Origin of the sequence: Massilimicrobiota sp. An105, assembly GCF_002161155.1 — a bacterium.
Classification (GTDB): Bacteria; Bacillota_I; Bacilli_A; order Erysipelotrichales; family Coprobacillaceae; genus Allocoprobacillus; species Allocoprobacillus merdigallinarum.
The window spans coordinates 21,006-44,691 of sequence record NZ_NFLY01000006.1 but is presented as its reverse complement, the minus strand read 5'-3'; the positions used below and the strand labels follow the sequence as shown (position 1 = coordinate 44,691).

Sequence of the window (23,686 nt, the reverse complement as noted above, 5' to 3'; positions counted from 1 at the left end):
TATGAGTATTGATTTTGCAAAAGCATGGGAAATATTTGTTGAAAATATGTCTCTGTTCAGTTACGGTATTCAAATTACTTTATTATATGCTGTTGTAGGAACTGTTTGTGGTTTTCTTATAGGGTTAGTTGTAGGGGGTATAAGAGCTATTGAAATCAATGATTATGATTCAACAGTCAGTCGTCTATTCAAACGCTTAGGAAAATGGATTACAGGTTTTTATATCTGGGTATTTAGAGGAACACCTATGATGGTACAGGCTATGTTTTTATATTATTTATTAAAGCCTGCTTTCAATTGGACTCCTTTAGTTGCTGGATTGTTTATTATTTCTATTAATACAGGAGCATATATGGCTGAAATCATTCGTGCAGGTATTCAATCTGTTGATGCAGGACAGAGTGAAGCTGCAAAGAGTTTGGGAATGACAACAAGTCAGACACTTATGTCAGTGATTTTTCCACAAGCTATTAAAAATACATTTCCATCAATTGGGAACCAGTTGATTGTTAATATCAAAGACAGTTCTATGCTGAATGTTATTTCTGTAACAGAATTATATTTTCAGACGACATCTGTGGCAGGATCAAATATGAAATATATTGAATGTTTCTTGGTTGCTGCAATCATTTATTTATTTTTAACAACGATCAGTACCTTTATTTTAAATTATATCGAAAAAAGATTGAATTCTGAAAAACAAAGCAAGGACTTTTGCAGTTAGGAGATATTATGGATACAATTATTCAAGTACAACATTTAAAAAAGAGATTTAAGCAATTAGAAGTTTTGCATGATATCAATTTTGATATACATAAAGGTGAAGTTGTGACAATTATTGGTTCAAGTGGAAGTGGAAAATCAACATTATTACGTTGTATTAACTTATTAGAAAGATTAGATGATGGACATATTTTATATCATGACCAGGATATTTTAGATCGTCACTTCAATGTGAATCAATATCGTTCTAAAGTTGGTATGGTGTTTCAGGGATTTAATCTATTCAACAATTTAACAGTATTAGAAAACTGTATGATTGGACAAATCAAGGTTTTAAAAAGAAATAAAGAAGAAGCGAAACAAATGGCTTTCAAATATTTAGAAAAAGTGGGTATGAGTGCTTTTGCAAATAAAAGCAGTGTACAATTATCAGGTGGGCAAAAACAAAGGGTTGCTATCGCAAGAGCGTTATGTATGAGTCCTGAAGTTTTGCTTTTTGATGAACCAACAAGTGCATTGGATCCAGAAATGGTTGGCGATGTTTTGAATATTATGAAAGAACTCGCTGATGAAGGTTTGACAATGATTGTTGTCACTCATGAAATGGAATTTGCGAAAGATGTATCAACACGTGTTGTTTTCATGGATCAGGGTGTGATTGCAGAAGAAGGGACACCAGAACAAATCTTCGAACATCCTCAAGAAGAACGTACACGAACATTTTTAAAACGTTATTTAAAAGCAAATGGATAAAGTATCAGAAATGATACTTTTTTTGTTGACATTGACCTAAGGGGATAGTTTATGATGAAAATGGGAGATGAAATGAGATATGAAAATACAGGAAGTTTGCAGTCAATGTCATGTGACAAAAAAAGCCATTTATTATTATGAAAAACAACAGTTACTTCATGTTTATAAAAATCATAATGGATATCGTGAGTTCAGTGACGAAGATATTCAAAGATTAAACGAAATTATGTTGTATCGTAGCTGGTCTATCTCTATTGCAGATATCCGTTATTTACTAGATTTAGATATTGATAAGAAAAAAGAATATCTTCAACAGATTTATAAACAAAGACAAAAAGAACTTTCTTATCAACAAGAAAGTTTAAAACAGTTATATCATTTTATTGAAAGTGACAATACAGATGACTCTTTTTCATTGGATGATATATGTCAAATCATGTCTGACAATATTCCTCAGCCATTCTTTGATATGTTCTATGAGCATTTTCTACCTTATCTTCATATTCATATTCGTACACAAAAACAACAGAATGCTTATGATCGTATTATTGATTTTTGGGATCATTTTCATATCAAAATTCCATGGACGTATCGCTTTTTGATGTGGATTTCTAAAACAAATCAAAAGCAGCTCAAACAAGTATGGCATGATGTCAATGTATATAAAAATCAATTGATGAATCAAGAAGATGCATATGAATCTATTAAGCAAATGGTTATCAAAAACTATGAGTTACAACAAAAATGGTGGTATCGTATACTGAGTTATCCAAATCGTCAGATGAAGATCAGATTAAGAGATAGTGGGTATTATGATATTTTGATACCAGCCATGTGTGAACTATCAGATGAGTATCATCAATATTATCAACAACTCATGGATTTCAATCAAAGAGTTTGTCAGGAACTTCATCTTTATTATGATTCCAAGTTTCGGTTAATAAAAAAATAAAGCCGAAACTTTATTTTTTTATAAGACCATCTGCAAATGTAAGAGGTAATCCAAAAACAATACCTGTATTTGGATTATCAATGCCACCAACTGATTCATCAACTGTTTTTCTGACTAAATCTACCTGACCATCTTCTACGATAAAAAAGATAGTGCGACTTTCAGGACGGGGATTTTCTAAGAACAAACGTAATGATCCTAAAAGATAGCTTTCATCAGAATCATCTATTGTCTTTATCATACCAGTAGATTCAATGATTGTTCCACCACGTACCCCGGCTCTTTTTAAGTTTGCAAGCAAATCATCTAAACAGTCAAGTTTATTTAAAACAACGACAATAACTTGCATTTCTATCACCACCTATATCTATTATATCGCTAGTTGAGATAAATATCTAGTTATTCTCATGAAATTGGTTTATAATAAACAATAAGATAAGGGGGTTTTATGATGGAATATCAATTTGCAAAACGTATGTCAAATGTAAAGGCATCTGCAATTAGAGAAATATTAAAGGCAACATCTGATCCAAAGATGATTAGTTTTGCTGGAGGAAATCCATCAGCGGAAGCATTTCCAGTTAAAGAAATTGAAAAAATATCTGCAGATATATTGACTAATGAGCCTATTAGTGTTTTACAGTATGGAATTACTGAAGGAGATCAGGAATTGATTCAGGCAGCGACACACTTTTTTAATCGTCATGAACAGGTTATGAAAGCTGATGATCAAATGATAATTACTTCTGGATCACAACAGATTATGGAATTTGTGGCTAAAATATTATGTAATGAAGGTGACGTTGTGATTTGTGAAAATCCTAGTTTTTTAGGAGCTTTAAATGCATTTAAATCATTAGGTGCTGTTTTAAGAGGTATTGAATATAAAAATGGACAATTAGATTTAAAGTCTTTAAAACAGGCTTTACAAATGGAGCCAAAACCAAAATTTATGTATCTGATACCTAATTTTCAAAATCCAACAGGAATGACAATGTCATTGGAAGTCAGAAAAGAAATTTTAAAATTAGCTAAAGACAATGGTGTTCTTATTTTAGAAGATAATCCTTATGGTGATTTAAGATTTGAAGGTGAAGCTATTCCTTCTATAAAATCACTGGATGAAGATGGATTGGTTATTTATGCAGCAAGTCTTTCTAAAATTATTGCGCCTGGAATGCGTGTGGCTTGTTGTATAGCACCAAAAGCGATTATTCAAAAAATGACAGTTGCCAAACAGGCCAGTGATGTTCATTCTAATCTTTGGGCTCAAAAAGTTATGGCACGATATCTTCAAAATTATGATATGGATGCACATATTGAACGTATTCGAATGATTTATAAACAAAAATGTCACTTAATGCTTGATGAAATGAAAAAACATTTTCATCCGGATGTTCAATATACAATACCAACAGGTGGAATGTTTATCTGGGTGACATTGCCTGAAAGTGTTGATATGTTGACATTTGTGAAAAAAGCTTTGGAAAAGAATGTGGCAGTTGTACCAGGAAATGCATTCTTAGATGATGATACGAAAGAATGTCATAGTTTTAGAATGAATTATTCAACACCAACCAATGAAAAGATCAAAGAAGGAGTGAAGATTTTAGGTGAAATAACATATGAAATGTTATCTATTTCGTCATAATTTTTAAAGCTGTTTATATATAATGGATAAATGGGAGGAAAAATAGTATGCCGTATATAACATTTACAACAACAAAAACATTAACATTAAATCAAGAAAAAGCATTAAAAGAAAGTGCTGGTCAATTAATTTCTATTTTACCTAATAAAAAAGAAGAAAACTTAATGATTCATATTGAAGATAATCAAGTCATGTATTTTAGAGGACAGGAAATGGAATGTATGAAAATATCTTGTCAGCTTTTTCATACAACAGATTATCAATATAAAAAAGAGTTTGCTGAAAAATTATTAAAAGAAATTGAACGTATAACAAAAATACCTGTGGAACAGCAATATCTTTCAATTCAAGAGTTTGAAAATTGGGGTAAAAATGGAGAATATTTATAGAAGTCAAAATGACTTCTATTTTTTTTTAAAAAAAGACTTGCATTACATGAAATGATATGATAATATATTTAGGCAATCAAAAATGCTTGAATAGCTCAGTTGGTAGAGCAATCGGCTGTTAACCGATCGGTCGTAGGTTCGAGTCCTACTTCAAGCGCCATTTTTGTGGCCTGTTGGAGAAACGGTTAACTCACATGCCTTTCACGCATGCATTCACGGGTTCGAATCCCGTACAGGTCACCATATGGAGGTTTAGCTCAGTTGGGAGAGCATCTGCCTTACAAGCAGAGGGTCAGCGGTTCGAGCCCGTTAACCTCCACCATTTTTTTATGCCGGCTTAGCTCAATTGGTAGAGCAACTGACTTGTAATCAGTAGGTTGAGGGTTCAAGTCCTTTAGCCGGCACCATGTTTTTGACCCGCTAGCTCAGTAGGTAGAGCATCTGACTTTTAATCAGAGGGTCAGGCGTTCGAGTCGCCTGCGGGTCACCATTTATATGCGGATGTGGTGAAACTGGCAGACACGCTAGACTTAGGATCTAGTGCTTCGGCGTGCAGGTTCAAGTCCTGTCATCCGCACCAGACAAGCGGGTGTAGTTCAATGGTAGAACTTCAGCCTTCCAAGCTGACTACGTGGGTTCGATTCCCATCACCCGCTCCATTTGATTAATAGAGTAAAAAAATGTAGAGTATATCAACTAAATATCTATTTTGGCAAACTCAATAACAGTGGTTCGGCTATAAGCTATGTTGTAATCAACATAGTTTTTTTGTGCCTAAATTCAAAAGGAGGATTGATATATGGATGTTTCAGTAAAAAAATTGAAGTTAAAAAGAAGCGATACTATTGAAATGTTAAAAAAGAATCTGAAAAGGTATATGTTATTAAAACAATTTCCATTAAATTATTTGGATAGACTTCAGTCTTATAGTAGTTCACTTATAAAAGTTTCTGATAATTCGTCTTATCATTCTAATTAAAACAACTTAAGATGTTAAGAGAACTCAAAAATAAAATAGAATGCAAAATATATATTGGAATCTTTTTATAATGGATCTTATTTTGCTTATAATGCTATTAGATAAAAAGATTGTTTGGAAAAGGGCGTAAAAATGATTCACTGATTAGTAGCACATTTATGAAAAGACGTTTCTTATTTTTGAACGATTCATAGTATTCAGCAATAAAGAAGTCAAGATATTAACAAGTCTCTATCTTTGACTTCTTTTATGTTTCATATTTATAGTTTTTTGAAAAATGAGATTCTTTATGAAGAATGGGAAACGAAATGAAGAAATAACATGATTTGTGTTATTGTTTGCTTTCTTTAGGGTAATTGATAATGATGATAAATATGAAAATGATACTAATGAGTTTTAAACCAACTGATAGACCTAATAGAAAACCATGAATAAAAGATGGTAAAGTAACAAAAGAAACAATCCAAGATATGATTTCTCCTATTATTAAACATATGAGCCCAATTTTTAATTTTTTTAGCATAAAACTTCACTCCATTCTTAATATTTTATCTACTATGATACTAACAGAAAGAGAAGAATCAAATCTATCAAATTTATGTAAAGTTTTTATTGACAAAGAAGAATAATAGTAATATATTTATATATGAAGAAGTGTTCATATGTTCATTGAAAGGATGATGTTATGGGATTGAATCAAGAAAATTTAGAAGTTCATGAAGATATTGTCAAGCGAGTTCAAGATAAACAGCCGGATGATGAATATTTATATGAATTAGCTGATTTATTTAAAGTTTTTGGGGATACAACACGTATCAAGATTCTCTATGCATTGTTTGAAAGTGAATTATGTGTAGGAGATATCGCATTAGTTTTAGGAATGAGTCAATCAGCAGTGAGTCATCAGTTGAGAGTTCTCAAAGATAGTAAATTGATTAAATTCAGACGTGAAGGAAAGGTTATTTTTTACTCATTAGATGATGATCATGTTAGAACAATCATGTCTATGGGTATGGAACATGTAGAAGAATAAGAAAGGGGAAAAAGAAGATGAAAAAGACATATAAAGTTGATGTAGATTGTGCAAACTGTGCAGCTAAAATGGAAGAAGCTGTTAAAAAAACAGAAGGTGTGAAAGATGCAACTTTAAGTTTTATGACTTTAAAACTAAAAGTTGAATTTGAAGATGGAGTTAATATTGATGAAGTCATGCAAAAAGCTTATAAGAATTGTAAAGTCGTAGAAGATGACTGTGAAATTTATTTATAGAATAAATTCCCTTGAAAAGGGATATTTATTTGATTGATATATGAATAAATGAACATATATTAAAATGAATGGGAGTGTTATGATGAATAAAAAACAAAAGAAAGTTCTTTATAGAATTCTGTTATCTTTAGTATTCATGATTGGAATCATGATTTTAACTTCATATGTTTCTTTAAACTTGTATATTGAAGTGATTTTTTATTTGATACCTTATTTCATTATTGGGTATGATATTTTAAGAAAAGCTATCAAAGGAATATTGAAAAGACAAGTCTTTGATGAAAACTTTTTGATGGCTGTTGCGACTGTAGGCGCTATGTGTTTAGGTGAATTCCGTGAAGGTGTCGCTGTCATGCTGTTTTATCAGATTGGCGAATTGTTTCAAAGTGTTGCAGTAGGAAAGAGTCGTCGCAATATTGCCGCATTAATGGATATTCGTCCCGATTATGCTAATATGATGATAGATGGTAAGCTTCAAAAAGTAGATCCAGATGAAGTGGAAATTGGCAGTGAAATCATTGTCAATCCTGGAGAAAAAGTACCTATTGATGGGATTATTGTGGAAGGAAATACAACATTTAATACGAGTGCTTTGACAGGGGAAAGTGTGCCAAGAGATGCACATTGCGGCGATGAAGTCATCAGTGGTTTTATTAATATGACTGGTGAAATTAAAGTGAAAACAACAAAGGAATTTGGTGAATCAACAGTTTCTAAAATTCTTGATTTGGTAGAAAATTCAAGTATGAAAAAGTCACGTTCAGAAAACTTTATTACTAAGTTTGCCAGATATTATACACCAGCAGTTTGTTATAGTGCATTGGCATTAGCGATAATTCCACCTGTTGTTTTGATGTTGATGGGGAAAGATGCCTCATGGGCTGATTGGATTATTCGTGCGTTAACATTCCTCGTTATCAGTTGTCCATGTGCTTTGGTTATTTCTATACCACTCAGTTTCTTTGGTGGCATTGGTTGTGCTTCAACAAAAGGAATTTTGGTGAAGGGTTCAAATTATCTCGAAGCTCTTGCCAGTGCCAAATATATTGTTTTTGACAAAACGGGAACACTGACAAAAGGGGTTTTTGAAGTAACGCATATTGATCCAACTGATAATTATGATCAGCAACAGTTATTGTATTATGCAGCTCATGTGGAAATGGCTTCAAGTCATCCAATCAGTTTAAGTTTACAAAAGGCTTATGGACAATCATTGGATAGAGATGCTGTGCATAATATTGAAGAAATTGCTGGACATGGTATTCGTGGAACTGTTCATGGACATGATGTTTATGCTGGTAATGAAAAACTGATGAATAAGATAGGTGTAGATATTACGGAAAAACATCCTGAAGGAACAGTTGTGTATATGGCCATAGATAATCAATATGCAGGATGTATTGTGATTTCTGATGTGATTAAAGAAACCTCAAAAGCAGCGATTCAGTCTTTAAAATCACAAGGAATCAAAGAAACGATTATGTTAACGGGAGATACAAAACAGACTGCGACAAAGGTTGCTGAAGAGATTGGTATTGATCGTGTTTATAGTGAACTTTTACCAGCTGATAAGGTTGAAAAAGTTGAAGAAATACTACAAAACAAAGGTGAAAAAGAAAAAGTAGCTTTTGTTGGTGATGGTATTAATGATGCGCCAGTTTTATCACGTGTTGATATTGGGATTGCGATGGGCGCTTTAGGTAGTGATGCAGCGATTGAAGCAGCTGATATTGTGTTGATGGATGATGATCCGGCTAAGATTTCATTGGCTATGAAAATTTCATTAAAAACATTAAGAATTGTCAAAGAAAATATTGTGTTTGCTTTAGCTGTTAAATTTATCTGTTTAATTTTAGGTGCTTTTGGTATTGCTAATATGTGGCTCGCTATCTTTGCGGATGTTGGTGTGATGGTCATTGCTGTCATTAATGCGACGAGAGCTTTACGAATTTGATAAAAATGGAAGATAACAGAAAGTCCATCTGTTATCTTTTTTTTTAGATTTTGAAGTGATATAATAGTGCCTTGTGAAGAAAGGGTGTATGTGATGAATTATAAATTCATAAGAAATATTATAGGAATTCTTATTGGAAATACGATATATGCTTTAGCTGTTTTATTATTTATTGTTCCTAATGGACTGATTACAGGTGGATCAACAGGATTATCCATTGGTGCACAGCATTTATTAGGAATTCCTATGACTTTATTTTTATCTATCTTTAATATTTTGATGTTTTTACTTGGGTTACTGATTTTAGGTAAAACCTTTGCCTTAACAACATTAATTAGTACTTTTTATTATCCATTGATTTTAAGTGTTTTTGAAAAAACAATAGGTTATACCCAAATGACAACTGATCCATTACTCGCTGCATTGCTTGGTGGAGTGATGATTGGTGTAGCAATTGGACTTGTTATTAAATGTAATGCTTCCACAGGGGGAATGGATATTCCACCATTGATTATTAATAAAAAGACAGGAATACCGGTATCCGTTTCTATGTATGCTTTTGATTTCTTGATTTTATTAATGCAGGTCTTTTATACCGATCGAGAAATGGTTCTTTATGGTATTGTTTTGGTGGCGACATATACCATTGTTTTAGACAAAGTTCTGGTCGTTGGAAAAGCACAGACAGAAGTGATGATTGTGTCTAAGGAATATGAACAAATTAATGATATGATTATTCATGAACTTGATCGTGGAACAACGATGTTAAAATCTATTTCAGGTTATATGAAAAATGAATATCCTGTGATTATGACTGTGATTTCTAACCGTGAATTACCGAAATTAAATTATCTGGTTTTAAATATTGATGAACATGCTTTTATGGTTGTCAGCAAGGTGAACGAGGTGAAAGGAAGAGGATTTACCTTTAAAAAGGAATATATTGAGTCATAATAGTGAAAAAGAAAGACAGATAGGTTATAATAGAAAGGAATGTGGAGGTTATATTATGAGTAGTCAAGACTGTAATCATGATTGTCAATCATGTCAGGAAGATTGTGAAGAAAGAAGTTTTTTAGCTCCAATGAATAAAAATTCAAAAATACATAAAGTGATTGGAATTGTCAGTGGTAAAGGTGGTGTAGGAAAATCATCTATTACGTCTTTGTTGGCTGTTTTAAAACAGCGTGAAGGATACCGTTGTGCTGTATTAGATGGTGATATTACAGGACCATCAATTGCGAAAACATTTGGTGTTGAAGGTACACAGATTTATTCTAATGGAGAAGAAATTATTCCAGCCAAATCTTTAGAAGGTATTGAGATCATGTCAACGAATCTTTTATTAGAAAATGCAGAAGAACCTGTTGTATGGCGAGGACCTATTTTAGCAGGTATGATTAAACAATTCTGGAGTGATGTCAGATGGGGAGAAGTGGATTATATGTTTGTAGATATGCCTCCAGGAACTGGAGATGTCCCTTTGACAATTTTCCAATCTTTACCTTTAGATGGTATTGTGATTGTGACAAGTCCACAGGAACTTGTCAGCATGATTGTTTCTAAAGCTGTTAATATGGCAAAGAAAATGAATGTTCCTATTTTAGGTATTGTGGAAAATATGAGTTATGTGCAATGTCCTGATTGTGGAAAGAAGATTTTTGTCTTTGGAAAAAGTCATCTACAAGATGTGGCAGATAAATATGATTTAAAGATATTAGGGCAATTACCTTTAGATAGTGAATTAACACAACTTTCTGATATGGGAATGATTGAAAACTATTCATCTGATTGGTTAGATGAATTTGAAGAAAAAGTGAAAAACTTTTAAAAAAGGTCTATAACATGTCATAAACTGATTTTTGATGTTTATTGAGGTTATAGACCTCTTTTTGATAAAAAGAAGATGGGATAAAAGTCAGAGAATATGATGAATCATAGAATTTTAAAAAAGATTTTCAAGGATTCATTTTATTGATATAATAAAATTATCAAAATAAATGGAGATGAATAAGATGATACTTACAAAGAAACCTTTAAAAGTTTTATTAATTGGTGGAACAGGTACAATATCTCTGCCTATATGTGAAGCATTAAGTCAAAATCAGGATATTGAATTATACGTTATGAATCGTGGACATAAGTCTTTACCTGAACATGCTCATCAGATAATCTGTGATTTTCATGATACTGCAAAAATGGAAGAAATTTTAAAAGATTATTCTTTTGATATTGTTTGTAACTTCATTATCTATAAGCCAGAAGAAGCTATTAAACAAATTCAGTTATTTAAAGGGAAGATTCAACAATATATCTTTATATCTACAGTTGTGACTTATAATCATGAAACAGCTGTGATGATTCATGAATCACATGAACAAAATAATATCTATTCTGAATATGGAAGAGAGAAAACAAAATGTGAACAAATCTTTATGAAAGCTTATGAAGAATTTGGTTTTCCTATTACGATTGTTCGTCCTTCACAAACTTATGGATATGATCGTATTCCTTTAAGTGTCAAAGGAAAAAGCTGTTGGAGTGTGGTTGATCGTATTTTAAATGATAAGCCAGTCATTGTTCATGGTGATGGTAAGAGCACATGGCATTGTACTCATAATCAGGATTTTGCCTATAATTTTATTCAACTGATTAATAATGAAAAGACAATTGGTCAGGCTTATCATAATATTAATCCTGTTGTGGTGAACTGGGATATGATTTATCGTGATTTATATGCCTTATTAAACAAAGAACCAAAAATCATTCATATTGCCAGTGATACATTAGCACTCTCTCAAACTTATGATATTGAATCATCAATTCTAGGAGATAAGCAATATTCATGTCTGTTTGATATGTCAAAAATTCAAAGAGATATTCCTGATTTTCAAAATCATATTATGATTCGGGAAGGGTTGAAGATGTATCTTGACTATATGGAACAGCATCCAGAAAAGAAAGTTAAAGATGAAACATTTGATCAATGGTGTGATCAGGTGATTGATGCTTATCAAAAATTTATACAAGAAATAAAAGAACATTTTTAGGGATTGGCTCAATCCCTTTTTTTGTATCATCATATTTGGCAACTGAGATAGGTTTTTGGCTATGTGAGAGAATATTTAACCATTTTTTCATGCAATCATGTATAATCATAAGTGAAAGAGGTGAGTAGGATGGGAATCGGTATCATAGCTTTAGGGCTCTGGTTGCTTCTAGGTATTTCGTTTTCAATCAATAGCATAGAACTTTTTCCAGATGCTTTATCAATGATGATTATTATGGTGGGAATTGTCATTGTTTTTAGAAGAGTGAAATCAAGAGAACTGTTGATATCTTTAGGATTATGGATAGTCAGTTTTGTAATGGAACTGTTTCAATTGTATTTTTTCAACCAGTGGATTTGGTTACTAGCATTGGCATTTGTCTATATAGGGATTGATCATATAGCTGTTGATTATCCTGCTTTAAAAAAATATAGATATAGCTATCGTATATATTTGACAGTTTATGTGATCACTTTATTGTTGGGTGAATTGATTTTGAAAACAAATGAAGAATCGTTTATGCCCATAGTTATCTTTTTCATGGTTGTTTTAGAAATAGTTTTGATTATGGTTTTATATCATATGGTCAAAATCAATCATTTTTTAGAAGAAGATTATATTCAAATCCATGTTCAATCTTTATCCTATTCATTTCATCAAAAAGCAATCATTATTGTTCTTTCTTTAGCGAGTCTTTTAGGTATTGTTTATATGAAAGATGGCTTTTCAAAACAGATCCAACAGGAAGTTTTATATGAAGAATCATACTATTTAAAAGTGAACGAAGAAGATTATAAAATCTTGCCTTTTGGTTATCGAAAAGAACAACAGAGCACACTGTTTTTGGGAAGAGAAAGTGTATCCTATACACCGATTGAAATCTATATTCGTCAGGATTTATTCAAAGACTTAAGTCAAGTTGAATATCAGATTTTGAATTATGATCAGGTCATTGTCTCTTCATCAGGACCGTTTCAGACTGTTGAATATGAAGAAGGAGAAACGACACCATTTCCAGGTTATGTAGGTGTTTGTGTTCAAGATGATCGTTATAGTGAGATTCAAAATATTCAAGATTATACAGATGCCTTCAATTTTGTATTAAAACTTTATAATCAAAATGGCGAGTGTTATTATCAGCAGATGTCGACTTTAGAACAAGTTTCATCTCATAGTTATCGTTATGAAGATGAAAATATCTGTATGGAAAACCTGAAATATGATATGAATGTTATCACTGATCCACCACCACAGATAACATTAAAACAAAATCAAGATCAGATAACAGATATTCTGTTTTATACAGTCAATGAAAATCAAGAAGAAAACTTGATTCTGATGTATACTAATGCTCTTGATCAAAATCGTTATGAACGTTTCTTCAATAAACGTTTTATTCATCAGCCGTTAGATCATTTATCAAAACTAAAAATAAAATATCGAGATGAAAATAATCAGGTTATTGATTCTTACATCTGTGAATTGGAGGAAGTCCTATGAAAATCATATGTGCACCCGATCATCTTGATACTTTAAAATCTATGCTAAGAGAATATCAGCAGTTAGATATTGTCATTGTAGAAAAAGGTTTTGATTATGAAGGTATGTGTTATTACTTTTCTATGGAACATATAGAAGATTTGATTTTATATTTACAGAGTTTGCATCAAAAATATGTTCTCTGTTATGCTGATGAAAAACAATACAAACTTTTACCTCAACAGATTGATTTTATTGAAGGTTATTCACAGGAAGCTTTTGTCCATAGTGAACATCTTCAATATCAGATCTATCAGAAGCTTTATGAATTAGAGGAAAAACTGAAACCTTATGGTTTTGTGAGAATTAATAAATCAACTTTGGTCAATATTCATAAGATAGAAAGTATTATACCAGAGGTTCAAAGAAGATATATTCTGACTTTAAAAAGTCAAAAAAAGCTGTTATTGACACGTTATTATGTAAAGGATTTTATGGAAGCGTTAAGGAGGGATACTTTATGAAAGAGAGAATAGGCATTCATTATGGCATCAGCTTTATTTATCTGGTTATTATAAGAAATCTCTTAGGACAGGGATACCTTTATACAAGCTATTCCTCTGCTTTTCAAAAGAGCCTGATTTATTGTCTAATTTTATCAGCCTGCTTAACGATTTTGTTAGAAGCCTGGCAAATGTTTAAAGAAGTTTATATACATCGTTTTAAGATTCAAAAAGTCATGGCTTTTCTATGTCTTGTTGCCATCATGTTAGTGGCTTATTTACAATCTTTATATTATAGTGCTATTATACTGTTTCTTCTCTTTTATATATGTCGAGATGGTTGGCGCTATTATCAAATGAATAAATCATTATAAGCATGTAGAATCTCCTTGAATCAGTTTTATTCTTGTATAAATTATATCCAAAATAGATAGGGAAGGTGTATAATGAATGTATGGAGGTAAGGCTATATGATTCAATGGGGAATATTGGGAATAGGAAATATTGCCAAACGTTTTATAAAAAGTTTAGAAAAGAGTACAAATGGTCAATTATATGCAGCTGCTTCTTATACAGAAAGCAAATGTGAGGAATTTTTAAAAGAACATCCAGATGTTAAGGTTTATCATGATTATGAAGATTTATTAAATGATGAAAATGTAGATGCTGTGTATTTGGCAATGAGGCATATTGATCATTATCGTTGGGCTAAAAGAGCTTTACAACATCATAAAGCTGTTCTTTGTGAAAAACCAGCAACACTTTATAAATGGCAAATGGAAGATTTAAAACAGGAAGCAATCAAGAATCAAACATTTTTTATGGAGGCCATGAAAACACGTTTTATTCCTTTGATTCAAGATATTAAGGATTGTTTAGAGAATAAAGAAATTGGTGAAATCTTAAGTGTTGAAACACGCTTTTGTTATGACAGGGATTATTTAGAAGGACATTATTTGTTTGATCAAGAACAAGGTGGTATTCTCAATGATGTTGGCAGCTATAATGTGGCCAGCACTTTGGATTATATTCACTCTCCTATTGCTAGAATTAATTCTCAGGTGCAATTTCGTTATGGCGTTGATAGTCATGAAAAGGTAACAATCACTTTTGAAAGTGGACAAAAAGCTTTGATGGAAATGGCTTTTGATGAAAAGAAAGATCCTATCTTAGAAATCAGAGGAACCAAAGGAACAATTTTAGCACAGCCTTTTTATCGTCCTATACAGGCTACAATTATTGATGCCACTGGAACAGCGCGTCAGATTGAAAAACCTTATATCAATGATGATTTCTTTGGTGAAATTGAAGAAGTTCATCGTTGTTTACAAGCGAAGCTTACAGAAAGTCCACGTATGAGTTTACAGGATTCTATTGATTGTATTGATATGATTGAAAAAATTCGACAGAGTTTTCAAAAAGATGGTTAAAAAGTATGTTATTTTGATAATGATGTTAGGATATCAAATAAAAGAATCTAAAAGAATGATATTTATTCTTTTAGATTCTTTGTGTTTTTAAAGATAATGATATTCATGTTCCCATGAACTGTTTATAAAAAAGAGAGCAGCTTGTTTTGCTTTGGTTAAATCCATATAAGTATAATTTCCACATTCTTCTTTTTTCGCACCAGGTATATCTTGATTCCAACAGGCAATCTGTTCAAAAGTCGTTTTGACTAATGTTTTAACTGTTTCAAAATCTAAATCCTTTGTAATGAGATAAAACCCAGTCATACAACCCATAGGACCAAAATAAATAATCTTATCTTTATAGATACCATTTCTTAAAAGTGTTGCCCCTATATGTTCAATTGTATGAGCAGCTTTAGGATCTAAAGGCTCATCAACATTAGGTTCGCACATTCTGATATCATAAGTTGTCAGATGATCATCCGTTCTTGAAATATAAATCCCCTTTTTTAATTGAGTATGGTCAACACTAAAACTTGTAATTCTTTTCATATATTCATACCTCACTTTTTCATTCCTATTGTATAATAGTTCCTTTCATTTTTTCAAGGATGAAACATTCATTTCATTTGTTTTTTAGAATTTTATTTTCTATAATAAAATAAAGAGAAGGTGATGTGTATGAAAGAAGTTATTGATCATGTTGATGTTAAAGTTTTGAATGGTGAAATGAGTGAAGATGAAATTAAGGAATATATCCAATATGTCAAACAGAAATATCCTCATGAAACTTTAACATCCCTAACATTAACAGTAGATGGAGAATTTGTTGATCTTCACTATTGTTTACAGCCAGAACCTATTCAAAGAATTCGACGTATTACAGGTTATTTGGTAGGAACATTGGATCGCTTTAATGATGCCAAAAGAGCCGAGGAACATGATCGTGTGAAACATCAAGTTTAAAAAATAGAAAATATTGTATAGAGAAGTTGCATAAAATACATTGATTATGCAACTTTTATTTTGTATAATAACTTTGTCAGGTGGTGAGTTGTGTATGAGATATTATTTATGCATTGATTTTAAAACCTTTTATGCTTCGGTAGAATGTGTAGAAAGAGGGCTAGATCCTTACAAGGTCAATCTTGTTGTTGCGGATATCTCAAGAGGAAAGAGTACAATCTGTTTAGCTGTTTCTCCACATATGAAGGAGTTAGGAGTGAAAAATAGATGTCGTTTATTTGAAATACCAAAGCATATTCATTATATTGTAGCTAAACCAAGGATGAAACTTTATATGGAATATTCAGCCAATATTTATGGCTTGTATTTAAAATATTTAAGTCAGGAAGATATTTATGTGTATTCTATTGATGAGGCTTTTTTAGATGTCACAGAATATCTGAATTTCTATCATAAAAACGCTCAAGAAATAGCACAGATGATTATAGATGATGTTTATAGAACAACGGGAATTCCAGCTACATGTGGTATTGGAACGAATCTTTATTTAGCTAAAGTGGCTTTAGATATTACCGCCAAGCATGTCAAAAGTCATATGGCTTATTTGGATGAACAAATATATCAAAAGACATTATGGGAACATACGCCACTCACAGATTTTTGGCAAGTGGGCAGAGGAATCGCCAAGCGTTTATATAAATTAGGCATTGTCAATATGAAAGGAATAGCACATTGTCCTGAAGATATCTTGTATAAAGAGTTTGGTGTGAATGCACGTTTTTTAATTCGTCATGCTTGGGGCAAAGAACCTGTAACTATTCAACAAATTAAAAATTATCAGCCACAGCATCGTTCTATATCCAATGGACAGGTTCTATTTGGAGAATATCGTGATCAGGATGCTTTACTGGTTTTAAAAGAAATGGTGGAGGATAATGTTTTAACACTGGTTGAACAGGGACTTGTGACCAATCATATTTCTTTACATATTAGATATGTTGATGCTTCACTTCCGTCTACGGGTGGTAGTCGTAAAATTTCAGTTGTGACAAATTCTTATCGTCTGTTGGTTAAGGAGTTTATTGACTTATTTGAGTCTACAACATTTAAAAGTCAAAAGATTAGAAAGATTTCTATTGGTTTTGGTCAAGTTATTGATGAAAGGTATGAAGCCTATGACTTGTTTACTGACTATGAAGAAGTACTGAAAGAAAGACAGTTACAACAATCTATTATTCAAATTAAAAATAAGTATGGCAAGAATGCTGTTTTGAAAGCGATGAATGTTTTAGATAAAGCCACTGCAAAACAGCGACATCAGTTAATAGGAGGACATAATGCAGAATAAAAATCATGATGATGCAGTAGAATTTCAACCATTTGATTCTTTACGTGGATTTAGAGAATATCTTCATGAAAAGGAAAGACAACCTGTTTATAAAAAAGAATTAATGGAAGATGAATGTGAAAGATTGAATCGTTTATTTCAACAGCTTCAAAAAGGTATGTCTGTGAAAATTGTTTATTATACACACCAGCAATATCAGACATTACAAGGAATGATTACAAAAATAGATGCAGAATATCATAAAGTCTTATTTATTGATGATCAAAGAATTGAATTTTATGATATTAGAGATATTTCTTTTTAATTTATTGTATAATGATATTAGGGTGATAAAATATGAAAATAATAACATTAAATATGAATATGTTTCGATATCTGATAGATGGAAGTCTCAATGAGTTTTTAAAAGAGTATCAGGCAGATGTTGTGATTTTACAGGAAGTAAGATCGTCTTTGGCTGATGAGGTTACATGTTATACGCATAAGATATCACCTAATTTATATCAGGAAATTGAAAATATTAAAAAAACAATTTATTTAACAGTTGCTCTTTGTAAGGACGATACATGGCAAAAAGTAAATATAGATCATTTTCATTATAATAATCGTTTTGTGAAAATAAAAAATGATGATTGGTCTATATTCGGTCTGCATTTGCCTTTACAAGATGATATAGATTCTTTATTGTCAATCATTCAAGAAAGTGGCTGCGATATTATATGTGGTGATTTTAATGCACATAGAAAATATTTACAGATTAAAAATTGGAAAGTGATAGACAATTTAATAAATGACAAAGAATATTCTGATTTATGGGAAAAAGGTTTAAAAGAAGAAAAAGCTTATTATATTGATTATAAAGGTGAAAAGAAAAAGGCACATCAAGGTGACTTCTATAGAACATTTGTAGGCAATACACATATAGATTATGTATTAGCAAAAGCAGATATTCATTTGATAGATATCATTATTGATATGAGAACATTAGCTTTTACAGATCATTGTGCTATGATTCTCAATTGTAAGAAAGATAAATCTTGAAATAAATAAGATTATGAGAGGATTGATGTGTGAATAGTATTTTTATGTCATAGTTATATGAAATATGTTTTATAATAAATGAAAATAAAGTTATAAATATTTCTGGATATGAAAGCACAATAAAAGTATATCTCTATTTATATAAAGATATACTTTTTATGTTGTTTTGATTATTGGAATTTATAGTTTATGTGATATGAATTATGTTTTGATAACATATAAAATATCATGATTAATCAAGGTCTTTTCTATGAAAATAATACATTGTGGCTACAATAACAGCTGTTGAAAATAAAATGGCATTGGCTATTTCATTTCCAGGAATAAAAGTGATGAGAAGTTTCCCTAACATGAATATAAAAAAGCATAGACCAAATACAATGTAATGATGTTCTTTCATCTTTATCACCTCAATCTTAAATAAAGCATATATAATTTTCACCAATAAATCAATAGTTAAAATAGAAGTTTATATAAAATTAATTTTAACTTAACTATATTAGAAAGATGGGAATAGCATGGCTATAGTATAATCATAGTTGATAAACTGAATCTTTTTAGAGGTGAAAAGATATTGATGAAGTCAAAAAGAATGGTGATATTTGTTTTTATAATAGTATCTATAATACTTGTATTTATGATGATTATGCAAAATATATCATTGAATAATGAAATACAAATGTATGAGAGTTTTTGGAATATTAAATTGCCATCAAAGACAAAATGTGTCTATAAATGGAATAATCAAGATTCCTTTCATGGAGAAGGCATAAGATATTCTAGATATCAATTATTAGAGAATGATACAAGTCTATTAACTGATTGTGATTATACTCAAAATAATGAATTGGAAAAATCTGTTATTAATTTGATGAACGATTGTAGTATTCCAGATAAACAAAAAATTGATTTCAATTCAACTTATTGCTGGAAATACATACAACGTGAGCAGGATAGTTTGTTGATTATTTATTCTTTAAATATAAAGAGCTTGTTTTTGATACAGGATACAGCATAAAAAATGAAATCATATAATGATACAAACAGTGTATTTAAGTTGTTTTAAAAGTATATCTTGGTATTATTTTTTATACTGAGGTATACTTTTTATATTTTTGATATTATTTCAAAGTGAAGATAAAATCATATATATTTAATTAAATAGGGGCGAGAATATATTATGAAATAATTCTTATGACTCTTTTTTTACTATTTAAAAATATTTATAGCTGTTTAAATTTATAACTTATTTTTTGAGCTATTCAACCTCATATTTTAATGATAACTTCTATAATATTTTCAAGTTCACTCTTATTATTCTAAATATTTCAAAGTATAAAATATTGGTATATCCTCAGTGATAAACACTTCAATCCATGGATATCTATTTCATTCTGTAAGATAATGAATTTGAACATTTTCCAGTATTCTTTTTATACGTGATTATATAAAAAAAGTATGTTAACATCAAGAAATCTAAAAAACAATGAAATAAGATTGATTATCATATAAATAAAAAACTCCCTATTTTCATAAGGAGTTTAACTTTACATATGGAGCGGGTGATGGGAATCGAACCCACGTAGTCAGCTTGGAAGGCTGAAGTTCTACCATTGAACTACACCCGCATACTCTGGGGCGGTCGATGGGAATCGAACCCACGAAATGCCGGAGCCACAATCCGGTGCGTTAACCACTTCGCCACGACCGCCAGATCTTGTATACCTCAATCAGGCAAATACAAGTATATAAGATTTTAAAGCATTTGTAAAGTTATTTTTTTATTTTTTCAAAATTATTTTATTTGAGTATGAAAATAAGAAGTGTTATAAGTGAGAATCTCGTTAAAAATTTGATAGTTATATAAGAAATGAGAGTTTGTTAAATAGTTTGAAATATGTAATCGTGATATATAAATGATGTCTTCTTTATATAGGGATCATATCTCAATGAAGAATTCATCATTTTTTTGCGTTATGATTGAATAGCAGGAATATAGATGATTTGATCGTTTTCTATTCCAAATAAATAGACTGGCTGATAGAAACCTTTAGAATCTTCAACATAGATGAGGTTTGCAGAATGAATAATGATTTCCTGATCCAAACTCATCATCCAATCCTGATTGAATTTTCCATCTTTTATAAGTTCAAAAGCCTGTTGTTGAGAAATGATTGGAAATTGTTTATAAAAATCATAGGTTTTTAAATCATAACCTAAAGAGATAAACGATTTATTTGCGTTGATTTGACAAGAAATAGAGCCATTGAGGTATTGATGATCAACGATATCTTGAACTTCAAATATGTACTGTCCATCATCTAATGATGTAAAAGTGGCTTGTTGAGGAATCTGGATGCCTTCTTTTTGAATAATGTCTTTAACTTCTTGTTCAGTTAAATTGTCTTGTGGTGTATCTGATTCATTGGTATACCAAAGATGGAAAGTTCCACCACTATAATCAATATTGGCTAGGATTTCTCTGTTTTGAGAATAGAAATAAATAGTTTCATCATAGATATCTGTTTGAGTATCATCAATAGTTAATCCATACTTGTTGAAAAAAGGTTGAATGATATCATAACATTCATCTTGTGTATACTGTTTGGTTTTATAAACATCTTGCAAAGATGTCTCATCAGATAATGGAATAAGACTAGTCACTTCAATATGTGACATATCAACGGTTTTATAATAGTTTTGTTGCAGATTGCCTAATTCCTGTTTGGAATAGGAAATAAATATAGTAGAGAACGCAATGATTGTTAATAGGAGAGGTATTTGAGCCAGAAGTGTATGTATCATATTTGTTTGATGCTTTTTATATTTTTGATAGATGTAACGTCCTAGAGAATAGAACCCAAAACCTATCATACATCCTAAAGCATTATTCAAAATATCATCTATCTCAAATATACCACGATTGGTTAACAATTGTGTAAGTTCAATACACAGTGTCAAAAGGATTCCAGCTATGTAAGTCATCCACCAATGCTTCATTTTTGAAAATACAAGTGGTAATAAGAATCCTAAAGGTATAAACATACATATATTTAAAATGATATTACGCCATTCACGCATATCAAAATGATTTATAGCGAGTCTATATGAGCTAAATAATTCAGTGCTGGCTTTCATATCAAAAGAATAGCTTGGACGACCTAGCGTTGCTATTATGACAACTAAAATATAGCCTATCAATAATCCTCTATAAATAAGTTTTTTGATATCTAGCGGTGTTTGTTGATATTTTTTTGATTTGAAGATGTAAGCCAAATAAACAATAGCCAGAATACCTACAATAAAGCAGGCTACTCCAACTGAAGGAATTGCTAATCTTAAAAATTCAGATAATCGCATTTATATTCTCCTTTACTCATGTGTTGGTGAACATTATAACATATATAAGTCATATATCAAAAATCATTTTTGTATCATTCTGTCAAAATCACGTGTGATATGATATAAGCGGATAGTGATTATCTTAATGTTGTGATAAAATATATATAAAAGATGGAGGGACTTATAATGAAAGTAATTATGAATGCAGATGATTTTGGTTTTTCAAAAGGTGTTAATTGAGCTATTTTAGAAGGATTTCAACAGGGAATTTTGACTTCAACAAGTTTAATGGTCAATATGCCTGGTTTTGATCATGCTGTTTCGTTGATGAAACAATATCCTGATTTATTACATGTGGGGATTCACCTCGTTACAACAGTGCAATATTCAATTGTGAAAGGATTAAAAACATTAACTGATGAAAATGATCATTTTTATCGTGATCCACAAATCATTGAAAAGAGTGATCAAAGTGAACTTGATTTGGAATATCAGGCTCAAATGGATAAGTTTTTAGCAACGGGTTTACATCCTGATCATATTGATTTTCATGTTTGTACAACACCTAAACAATTAAAGGCAGCTATGAAACTGGCTCAAAAATACAATTTACCAATGCGTGCTCAAACACAGGAAATAGAAGCTATTTTAGCACAAAATGGTATTCGTTATGCACCATGCCATATTCCGGATTTTTATGATCATGGGACTGTAGAAATGTTACTGAAATTATTGAATCGAAGTTTAAAAGAACAAAGAGAAAGTGTTGAATTTGCTTTGCATCCAGCTTATGTTGATCAAACTTTATTAGAATTAAGCAGTTATAATATCCAAAGGGCAAAAGAATTAGCAACATTAATGGATCCAAGAGTTATGGGATTTATACAAGAGCATTCTATTGAATTCATTCATTTTGGAAACATATAAAAATGAATTTGAAAATGTCATGATAAAAAATCCCATATTTTGTTGGATTATGTTACAATGAAAATAGGGAAGGAGAATATCTATGAAAAAACTATTAAAAACGTTGTCGTTGTTATTAGCTGTTTTCTTATTAACAGGATGTATGAAAATGACAATCAATCTTGAAGTCAATGCTGATAAAAGTGTCAATACATCTATGGACTTTTTGATGGAAGAAAGTGCTTTGACAGCTTCGCAAATGACAAAAGAAGAATTTGTTGAACAAATGAAAGAACAGATGTTATCTTCAGAAGAAACAAAAAATGTTAAAGTGACATCAATTGAAGAAACAATCAATGCATCAAATTGGGTTGGTGTACGTATGGAAGGGTTAGCTTCAACAGCAGATGAAATGGGAGTGAACATTACTGAAGAAACCATTGATGGTAAGGATTGTATAGTTCTTAAATTACCAATGGAAGATCTCAGTCAACAAATGGATTCTCAATTATTACAATCAGCAGATTACTCTGTAGATAAGATGAAAGCATTAGGTTTAGAAATGGTTATTAATGTCAAAATGCCAGGGAAAGCAACATCTAATGTAGGAACTGTTGATGGACAAAATGTGAAAATTGATCTTTTAGAATTAGTAAGCCAGTCTCATGCAACAAATGAAATCGTAATTTCATCACCAAAATCAGCTGGTATGGATATGACATTTATTTTTATTGGAATTGGGGCATTAGTTATTATTGGAATTGTTGTGTTTGTTTTAAAAAATAAAAAGAAAACAAAACAAACATTGATAGAAGACAATATAGATTCTCAATTGGATCAACCTGTAGAGTCTACGCCAGATACGCAAACAGAAACAATTCAACAAGAACAGATAATAGAACAGGATCAAAAACAACCACAAGATCATACAGATGAAAATAACGGCTAAGCCGTTATTTTTAATATACA

Annotated in this window: 27 protein-coding genes and 9 tRNA genes; 30 read left to right on the top strand and 6 right to left on the bottom strand. The window is 30.9% G+C overall.

The features are described from left to right. Position 1: 1 nt before the first annotated feature. From B5E48_RS02600 to B5E48_RS02590, 3 genes are all read left to right on the top strand, one after another. Positions 2-724 (top strand): amino acid ABC transporter permease, encoded by a 723-nt coding sequence (locus tag B5E48_RS02600; protein WP_087303993.1) that lies wholly within the window; start codon positions 2-4, stop codon positions 722-724. Positions 725-732: 8 nt separating this feature from the next. Further along, the gene (locus B5E48_RS02595; protein WP_087303992.1) at positions 733-1,476 is read left to right on the top strand and encodes an amino acid ABC transporter ATP-binding protein; all 744 of its coding nucleotides are present in this window, start codon (positions 733-735) and stop codon (positions 1,474-1,476) included. 79 nt (positions 1,477-1,555) lie between these two features. Further along, positions 1,556-2,428 (top strand): MerR family transcriptional regulator, encoded by an 873-nt coding sequence (locus B5E48_RS02590; protein WP_087303991.1) that lies wholly within the window; start codon positions 1,556-1,558, stop codon positions 2,426-2,428. A 10-nt stretch (positions 2,429-2,438) separates the two neighbouring features. Here B5E48_RS02590 and B5E48_RS02585 read toward each other — a convergent pair whose 3' ends face one another. Beyond that, complete coding sequence (locus tag B5E48_RS02585; RefSeq protein WP_087244540.1) at positions 2,439-2,777, bottom strand: hypothetical protein; 339 nt, start codon at positions 2,775-2,777, stop codon at positions 2,439-2,441. 102 nt (positions 2,778-2,879) lie between these two features. On the opposite strand from B5E48_RS02585, the gene B5E48_RS02580 reads away from it, so the two are divergent. The 20 genes from B5E48_RS02580 (at position 2,880) to B5E48_RS02480 (ending at position 15,132) form a co-directional block, all read left to right on the top strand. After that, entirely contained in the window at positions 2,880-4,079 is a 1,200-nt protein-coding gene (locus B5E48_RS02580) for an aminotransferase-like domain-containing protein (protein WP_087303990.1), read from the top strand. 47 nt (positions 4,080-4,126) lie between these two features. Further along, a complete protein-coding gene (locus tag B5E48_RS02575; RefSeq protein WP_087244542.1) occupies positions 4,127-4,468 on the top strand; it encodes a hypothetical protein in 342 nt (113 codons plus the stop codon). Positions 4,469-4,552: 84 nt separating this feature from the next. Further along, a tRNA-Asn gene (locus B5E48_RS02570) sits at positions 4,553-4,628 on the top strand. A 7-nt stretch (positions 4,629-4,635) separates the two neighbouring features. Next, a tRNA-Glu gene (locus B5E48_RS02565) sits at positions 4,636-4,711 on the top strand. Between the two features lie 3 nt (positions 4,712-4,714). Then, positions 4,715-4,790: transfer RNA gene (locus B5E48_RS02560), tRNA-Val, on the top strand. Positions 4,791-4,799: 9 nt separating this feature from the next. Further along, positions 4,800-4,875 (top strand) — tRNA-Thr (locus tag B5E48_RS02555). A 7-nt stretch (positions 4,876-4,882) separates the two neighbouring features. Beyond that, positions 4,883-4,958 (top strand) — tRNA-Lys (locus B5E48_RS02550). A 7-nt stretch (positions 4,959-4,965) separates the two neighbouring features. Continuing rightward, positions 4,966-5,048: transfer RNA gene (locus B5E48_RS02545), tRNA-Leu, on the top strand. Between the two features lie 5 nt (positions 5,049-5,053). Further along, positions 5,054-5,127 (top strand) — tRNA-Gly (locus tag B5E48_RS02540). A 140-nt stretch (positions 5,128-5,267) separates the two neighbouring features. Beyond that, entirely contained in the window at positions 5,268-5,447 is a 180-nt protein-coding gene (locus B5E48_RS02535; protein WP_087303989.1) for a hypothetical protein, read from the top strand. A 685-nt stretch (positions 5,448-6,132) separates the two neighbouring features. Beyond that, a complete protein-coding gene (locus B5E48_RS02525) occupies positions 6,133-6,480 on the top strand; it encodes an ArsR/SmtB family transcription factor (protein WP_087303987.1) in 348 nt (115 codons plus the stop codon). 17 nt (positions 6,481-6,497) lie between these two features. Next, complete coding sequence (locus B5E48_RS02520) at positions 6,498-6,716, top strand: cation transporter (RefSeq protein WP_087244546.1); 219 nt, start codon at positions 6,498-6,500, stop codon at positions 6,714-6,716. 82 nt (positions 6,717-6,798) lie between these two features. After that, on the top strand, positions 6,799-8,670 hold the full coding sequence (locus tag B5E48_RS02515; RefSeq protein ID WP_087303986.1) for a heavy metal translocating P-type ATPase: 1,872 nt from the start codon (positions 6,799-6,801) through the stop codon (positions 8,668-8,670). Positions 8,671-8,763: 93 nt separating this feature from the next. Then, positions 8,764-9,624, top strand: coding sequence for a YitT family protein (locus tag B5E48_RS02510; RefSeq protein ID WP_087304019.1), 861 nt, complete (start codon positions 8,764-8,766; stop codon positions 9,622-9,624). A 55-nt stretch (positions 9,625-9,679) separates the two neighbouring features. Beyond that, a complete protein-coding gene (locus B5E48_RS02505) occupies positions 9,680-10,501 on the top strand; it encodes an Mrp/NBP35 family ATP-binding protein (RefSeq protein ID WP_087296764.1) in 822 nt (273 codons plus the stop codon). 184 nt (positions 10,502-10,685) lie between these two features. Next, entirely contained in the window at positions 10,686-11,720 is a 1,035-nt protein-coding gene (locus tag B5E48_RS02500) for an NAD-dependent epimerase/dehydratase family protein (RefSeq protein WP_158097249.1), read from the top strand. Positions 11,721-11,849: 129 nt separating this feature from the next. Beyond that, positions 11,850-13,220 (top strand): UbiA family prenyltransferase, encoded by a 1,371-nt coding sequence (locus B5E48_RS02495; protein WP_087303984.1) that lies wholly within the window; start codon positions 11,850-11,852, stop codon positions 13,218-13,220. Beyond that, positions 13,217-13,723 carry a LytTR family DNA-binding domain-containing protein gene (locus B5E48_RS02490; RefSeq protein WP_087303983.1) on the top strand — a complete coding sequence of 169 codons (507 nt, stop codon included), beginning with the start codon at positions 13,217-13,219 and terminating at the stop codon, positions 13,721-13,723. The genes B5E48_RS02495 and B5E48_RS02490 overlap by 4 nt, the downstream gene beginning before the upstream one ends. Continuing rightward, positions 13,720-14,076 carry a hypothetical protein gene (locus B5E48_RS02485; RefSeq protein WP_087296722.1) on the top strand — a complete coding sequence of 119 codons (357 nt, stop codon included), beginning with the start codon at positions 13,720-13,722 and terminating at the stop codon, positions 14,074-14,076. Before B5E48_RS02490 ends, B5E48_RS02485 begins: the two co-directional genes overlap by 4 nt. A gap of 96 nt (positions 14,077-14,172) precedes the next feature. After that, a complete protein-coding gene (locus B5E48_RS02480) occupies positions 14,173-15,132 on the top strand; it encodes a Gfo/Idh/MocA family protein (protein WP_087303982.1) in 960 nt (319 codons plus the stop codon). A gap of 87 nt (positions 15,133-15,219) precedes the next feature. Here the strand turns inward: B5E48_RS02480 and B5E48_RS02475 are convergent, their stop codons facing one another. Further along, complete coding sequence (locus tag B5E48_RS02475) at positions 15,220-15,666, bottom strand: S-ribosylhomocysteine lyase (RefSeq protein WP_087303981.1); 447 nt, start codon at positions 15,664-15,666, stop codon at positions 15,220-15,222. Between the two features lie 123 nt (positions 15,667-15,789). Here B5E48_RS02475 and nrdD point away from each other — a divergent pair, with 123 nt between their 5' ends. The 4 genes from nrdD to B5E48_RS02455 all read left to right on the top strand — a co-directional run bounded on the left by nrdD (position 15,790) and on the right by B5E48_RS02455 (position 18,469). Beyond that, positions 15,790-16,080 carry an anaerobic ribonucleoside-triphosphate reductase gene (gene nrdD, locus B5E48_RS02470; RefSeq protein WP_479684557.1) on the top strand — a complete coding sequence of 97 codons (291 nt, stop codon included), beginning with the start codon at positions 15,790-15,792 and terminating at the stop codon, positions 16,078-16,080. Between the two features lie 94 nt (positions 16,081-16,174). Further along, entirely contained in the window at positions 16,175-17,428 is a 1,254-nt protein-coding gene (locus B5E48_RS02465; RefSeq protein WP_087246118.1) for a Y-family DNA polymerase, read from the top strand. Then, entirely contained in the window at positions 17,418-17,732 is a 315-nt protein-coding gene (locus tag B5E48_RS02460) for a YolD-like family protein (RefSeq protein WP_087246116.1), read from the top strand. Before B5E48_RS02465 ends, B5E48_RS02460 begins: the two co-directional genes overlap by 11 nt. Before the next feature lie 32 nt (positions 17,733-17,764). Continuing rightward, positions 17,765-18,469 (top strand): endonuclease/exonuclease/phosphatase family protein, encoded by a 705-nt coding sequence (locus B5E48_RS02455; protein ID WP_087303979.1) that lies wholly within the window; start codon positions 17,765-17,767, stop codon positions 18,467-18,469. Positions 18,470-18,701: 232 nt separating this feature from the next. Here B5E48_RS02455 and B5E48_RS13565 read toward each other — a convergent pair whose 3' ends face one another. Beyond that, positions 18,702-18,869: a hypothetical protein gene (locus B5E48_RS13565; protein WP_158095637.1), complete on the bottom strand. Its 168-nt coding sequence runs from the start codon at positions 18,867-18,869 to the stop codon at positions 18,702-18,704. A 177-nt stretch (positions 18,870-19,046) separates the two neighbouring features. On the opposite strand from B5E48_RS13565, the gene B5E48_RS02450 reads away from it, so the two are divergent. Beyond that, a complete protein-coding gene (locus B5E48_RS02450; RefSeq protein WP_087303978.1) occupies positions 19,047-19,487 on the top strand; it encodes a hypothetical protein in 441 nt (146 codons plus the stop codon). A 536-nt stretch (positions 19,488-20,023) separates the two neighbouring features. Here B5E48_RS02450 and B5E48_RS02445 read toward each other — a convergent pair. The 3 genes from B5E48_RS02445 to B5E48_RS02435 form a co-directional block, all read right to left on the bottom strand. After that, a tRNA-Gly gene (locus tag B5E48_RS02445) sits at positions 20,024-20,097 on the bottom strand. A 6-nt stretch (positions 20,098-20,103) separates the two neighbouring features. Next, positions 20,104-20,180, bottom strand: a tRNA-His gene (locus tag B5E48_RS02440). A gap of 263 nt (positions 20,181-20,443) precedes the next feature. After that, the gene (locus tag B5E48_RS02435; protein ID WP_087303977.1) at positions 20,444-21,829 is read right to left on the bottom strand and encodes a VanZ family protein; all 1,386 of its coding nucleotides are present in this window, start codon (positions 21,827-21,829) and stop codon (positions 20,444-20,446) included. A 225-nt stretch (positions 21,830-22,054) separates the two neighbouring features. Between B5E48_RS02435 and B5E48_RS02430 the strand changes: the two genes are divergently transcribed. Further along, on the top strand, positions 22,055-22,738 hold the full coding sequence (locus tag B5E48_RS02430) for a ChbG/HpnK family deacetylase (RefSeq protein WP_255376258.1): 684 nt from the start codon (positions 22,055-22,057) through the stop codon (positions 22,736-22,738). Positions 22,739-22,820: 82 nt separating this feature from the next. Then, positions 22,821-23,666 (top strand): hypothetical protein, encoded by an 846-nt coding sequence (locus tag B5E48_RS02425; RefSeq protein ID WP_087303975.1) that lies wholly within the window; start codon positions 22,821-22,823, stop codon positions 23,664-23,666. Positions 23,667-23,686: the final 20 nt, after the last annotated feature.

Excerpts from the sequence above, each read along its gene's own strand:
- B5E48_RS02450 (WP_087303978.1), top strand. The coding sequence starts at position 19,047 with ATGAAGTCAAAAAGAATGGTGATATTTGTTTTTATAATAGTATCTATA.
- B5E48_RS02490 (WP_087303983.1), top strand. The coding sequence starts at position 13,217 with ATGAAAATCATATGTGCACCCGATCATCTTGATACTTTAAAATCTATG.
- B5E48_RS02500 (WP_158097249.1), top strand. The coding sequence starts at position 10,686 with ATGATACTTACAAAGAAACCTTTAAAAGTTTTATTAATTGGTGGAACA.
- nrdD (WP_479684557.1), top strand. The coding sequence starts at position 15,790 with ATGTGTATGAAAGAAGTTATTGATCATGTTGATGTTAAAGTTTTGAAT.
- B5E48_RS02595 (WP_087303992.1), top strand. The coding sequence starts at position 733 with ATGGATACAATTATTCAAGTACAACATTTAAAAAAGAGATTTAAGCAA.
- B5E48_RS02600 (WP_087303993.1), top strand. The coding sequence starts at position 2 with ATGAGTATTGATTTTGCAAAAGCATGGGAAATATTTGTTGAAAATATG.
- B5E48_RS02485 (WP_087296722.1), top strand. The coding sequence starts at position 13,720 with ATGAAAGAGAGAATAGGCATTCATTATGGCATCAGCTTTATTTATCTG.
- B5E48_RS02575 (WP_087244542.1), top strand. The coding sequence starts at position 4,127 with ATGCCGTATATAACATTTACAACAACAAAAACATTAACATTAAATCAA.
- B5E48_RS02495 (WP_087303984.1), top strand. The coding sequence starts at position 11,850 with ATGGGAATCGGTATCATAGCTTTAGGGCTCTGGTTGCTTCTAGGTATT.
- B5E48_RS02515 (WP_087303986.1), top strand. The coding sequence starts at position 6,799 with ATGAATAAAAAACAAAAGAAAGTTCTTTATAGAATTCTGTTATCTTTA.
- B5E48_RS02455 (WP_087303979.1), top strand. The coding sequence starts at position 17,765 with ATGAAAATAATAACATTAAATATGAATATGTTTCGATATCTGATAGAT.
- B5E48_RS02525 (WP_087303987.1), top strand. The coding sequence starts at position 6,133 with ATGGGATTGAATCAAGAAAATTTAGAAGTTCATGAAGATATTGTCAAG.
- B5E48_RS02435 (WP_087303977.1), bottom strand. The coding sequence starts at position 21,829 with ATGCGATTATCTGAATTTTTAAGATTAGCAATTCCTTCAGTTGGAGTA.
- B5E48_RS02535 (WP_087303989.1), top strand. The coding sequence starts at position 5,268 with ATGGATGTTTCAGTAAAAAAATTGAAGTTAAAAAGAAGCGATACTATT.
- B5E48_RS02425 (WP_087303975.1), top strand. The coding sequence starts at position 22,821 with ATGAAAAAACTATTAAAAACGTTGTCGTTGTTATTAGCTGTTTTCTTA.
- B5E48_RS02460 (WP_087246116.1), top strand. The coding sequence starts at position 17,418 with ATGCAGAATAAAAATCATGATGATGCAGTAGAATTTCAACCATTTGAT.
- B5E48_RS02590 (WP_087303991.1), top strand. The coding sequence starts at position 1,556 with ATGAAAATACAGGAAGTTTGCAGTCAATGTCATGTGACAAAAAAAGCC.
- B5E48_RS02505 (WP_087296764.1), top strand. The coding sequence starts at position 9,680 with ATGAGTAGTCAAGACTGTAATCATGATTGTCAATCATGTCAGGAAGAT.
- B5E48_RS02475 (WP_087303981.1), bottom strand. The coding sequence starts at position 15,666 with ATGAAAAGAATTACAAGTTTTAGTGTTGACCATACTCAATTAAAAAAG.
- B5E48_RS02465 (WP_087246118.1), top strand. The coding sequence starts at position 16,175 with ATGAGATATTATTTATGCATTGATTTTAAAACCTTTTATGCTTCGGTA.
- B5E48_RS02480 (WP_087303982.1), top strand. The coding sequence starts at position 14,173 with ATGATTCAATGGGGAATATTGGGAATAGGAAATATTGCCAAACGTTTT.
- B5E48_RS02585 (WP_087244540.1), bottom strand. The coding sequence starts at position 2,777 with ATGCAAGTTATTGTCGTTGTTTTAAATAAACTTGACTGTTTAGATGAT.
- B5E48_RS13565 (WP_158095637.1), bottom strand. The coding sequence starts at position 18,869 with ATGAAAGAACATCATTACATTGTATTTGGTCTATGCTTTTTTATATTC.
- B5E48_RS02520 (WP_087244546.1), top strand. The coding sequence starts at position 6,498 with ATGAAAAAGACATATAAAGTTGATGTAGATTGTGCAAACTGTGCAGCT.
- B5E48_RS02510 (WP_087304019.1), top strand. The coding sequence starts at position 8,764 with ATGAATTATAAATTCATAAGAAATATTATAGGAATTCTTATTGGAAAT.
- B5E48_RS02580 (WP_087303990.1), top strand. The coding sequence starts at position 2,880 with ATGGAATATCAATTTGCAAAACGTATGTCAAATGTAAAGGCATCTGCA.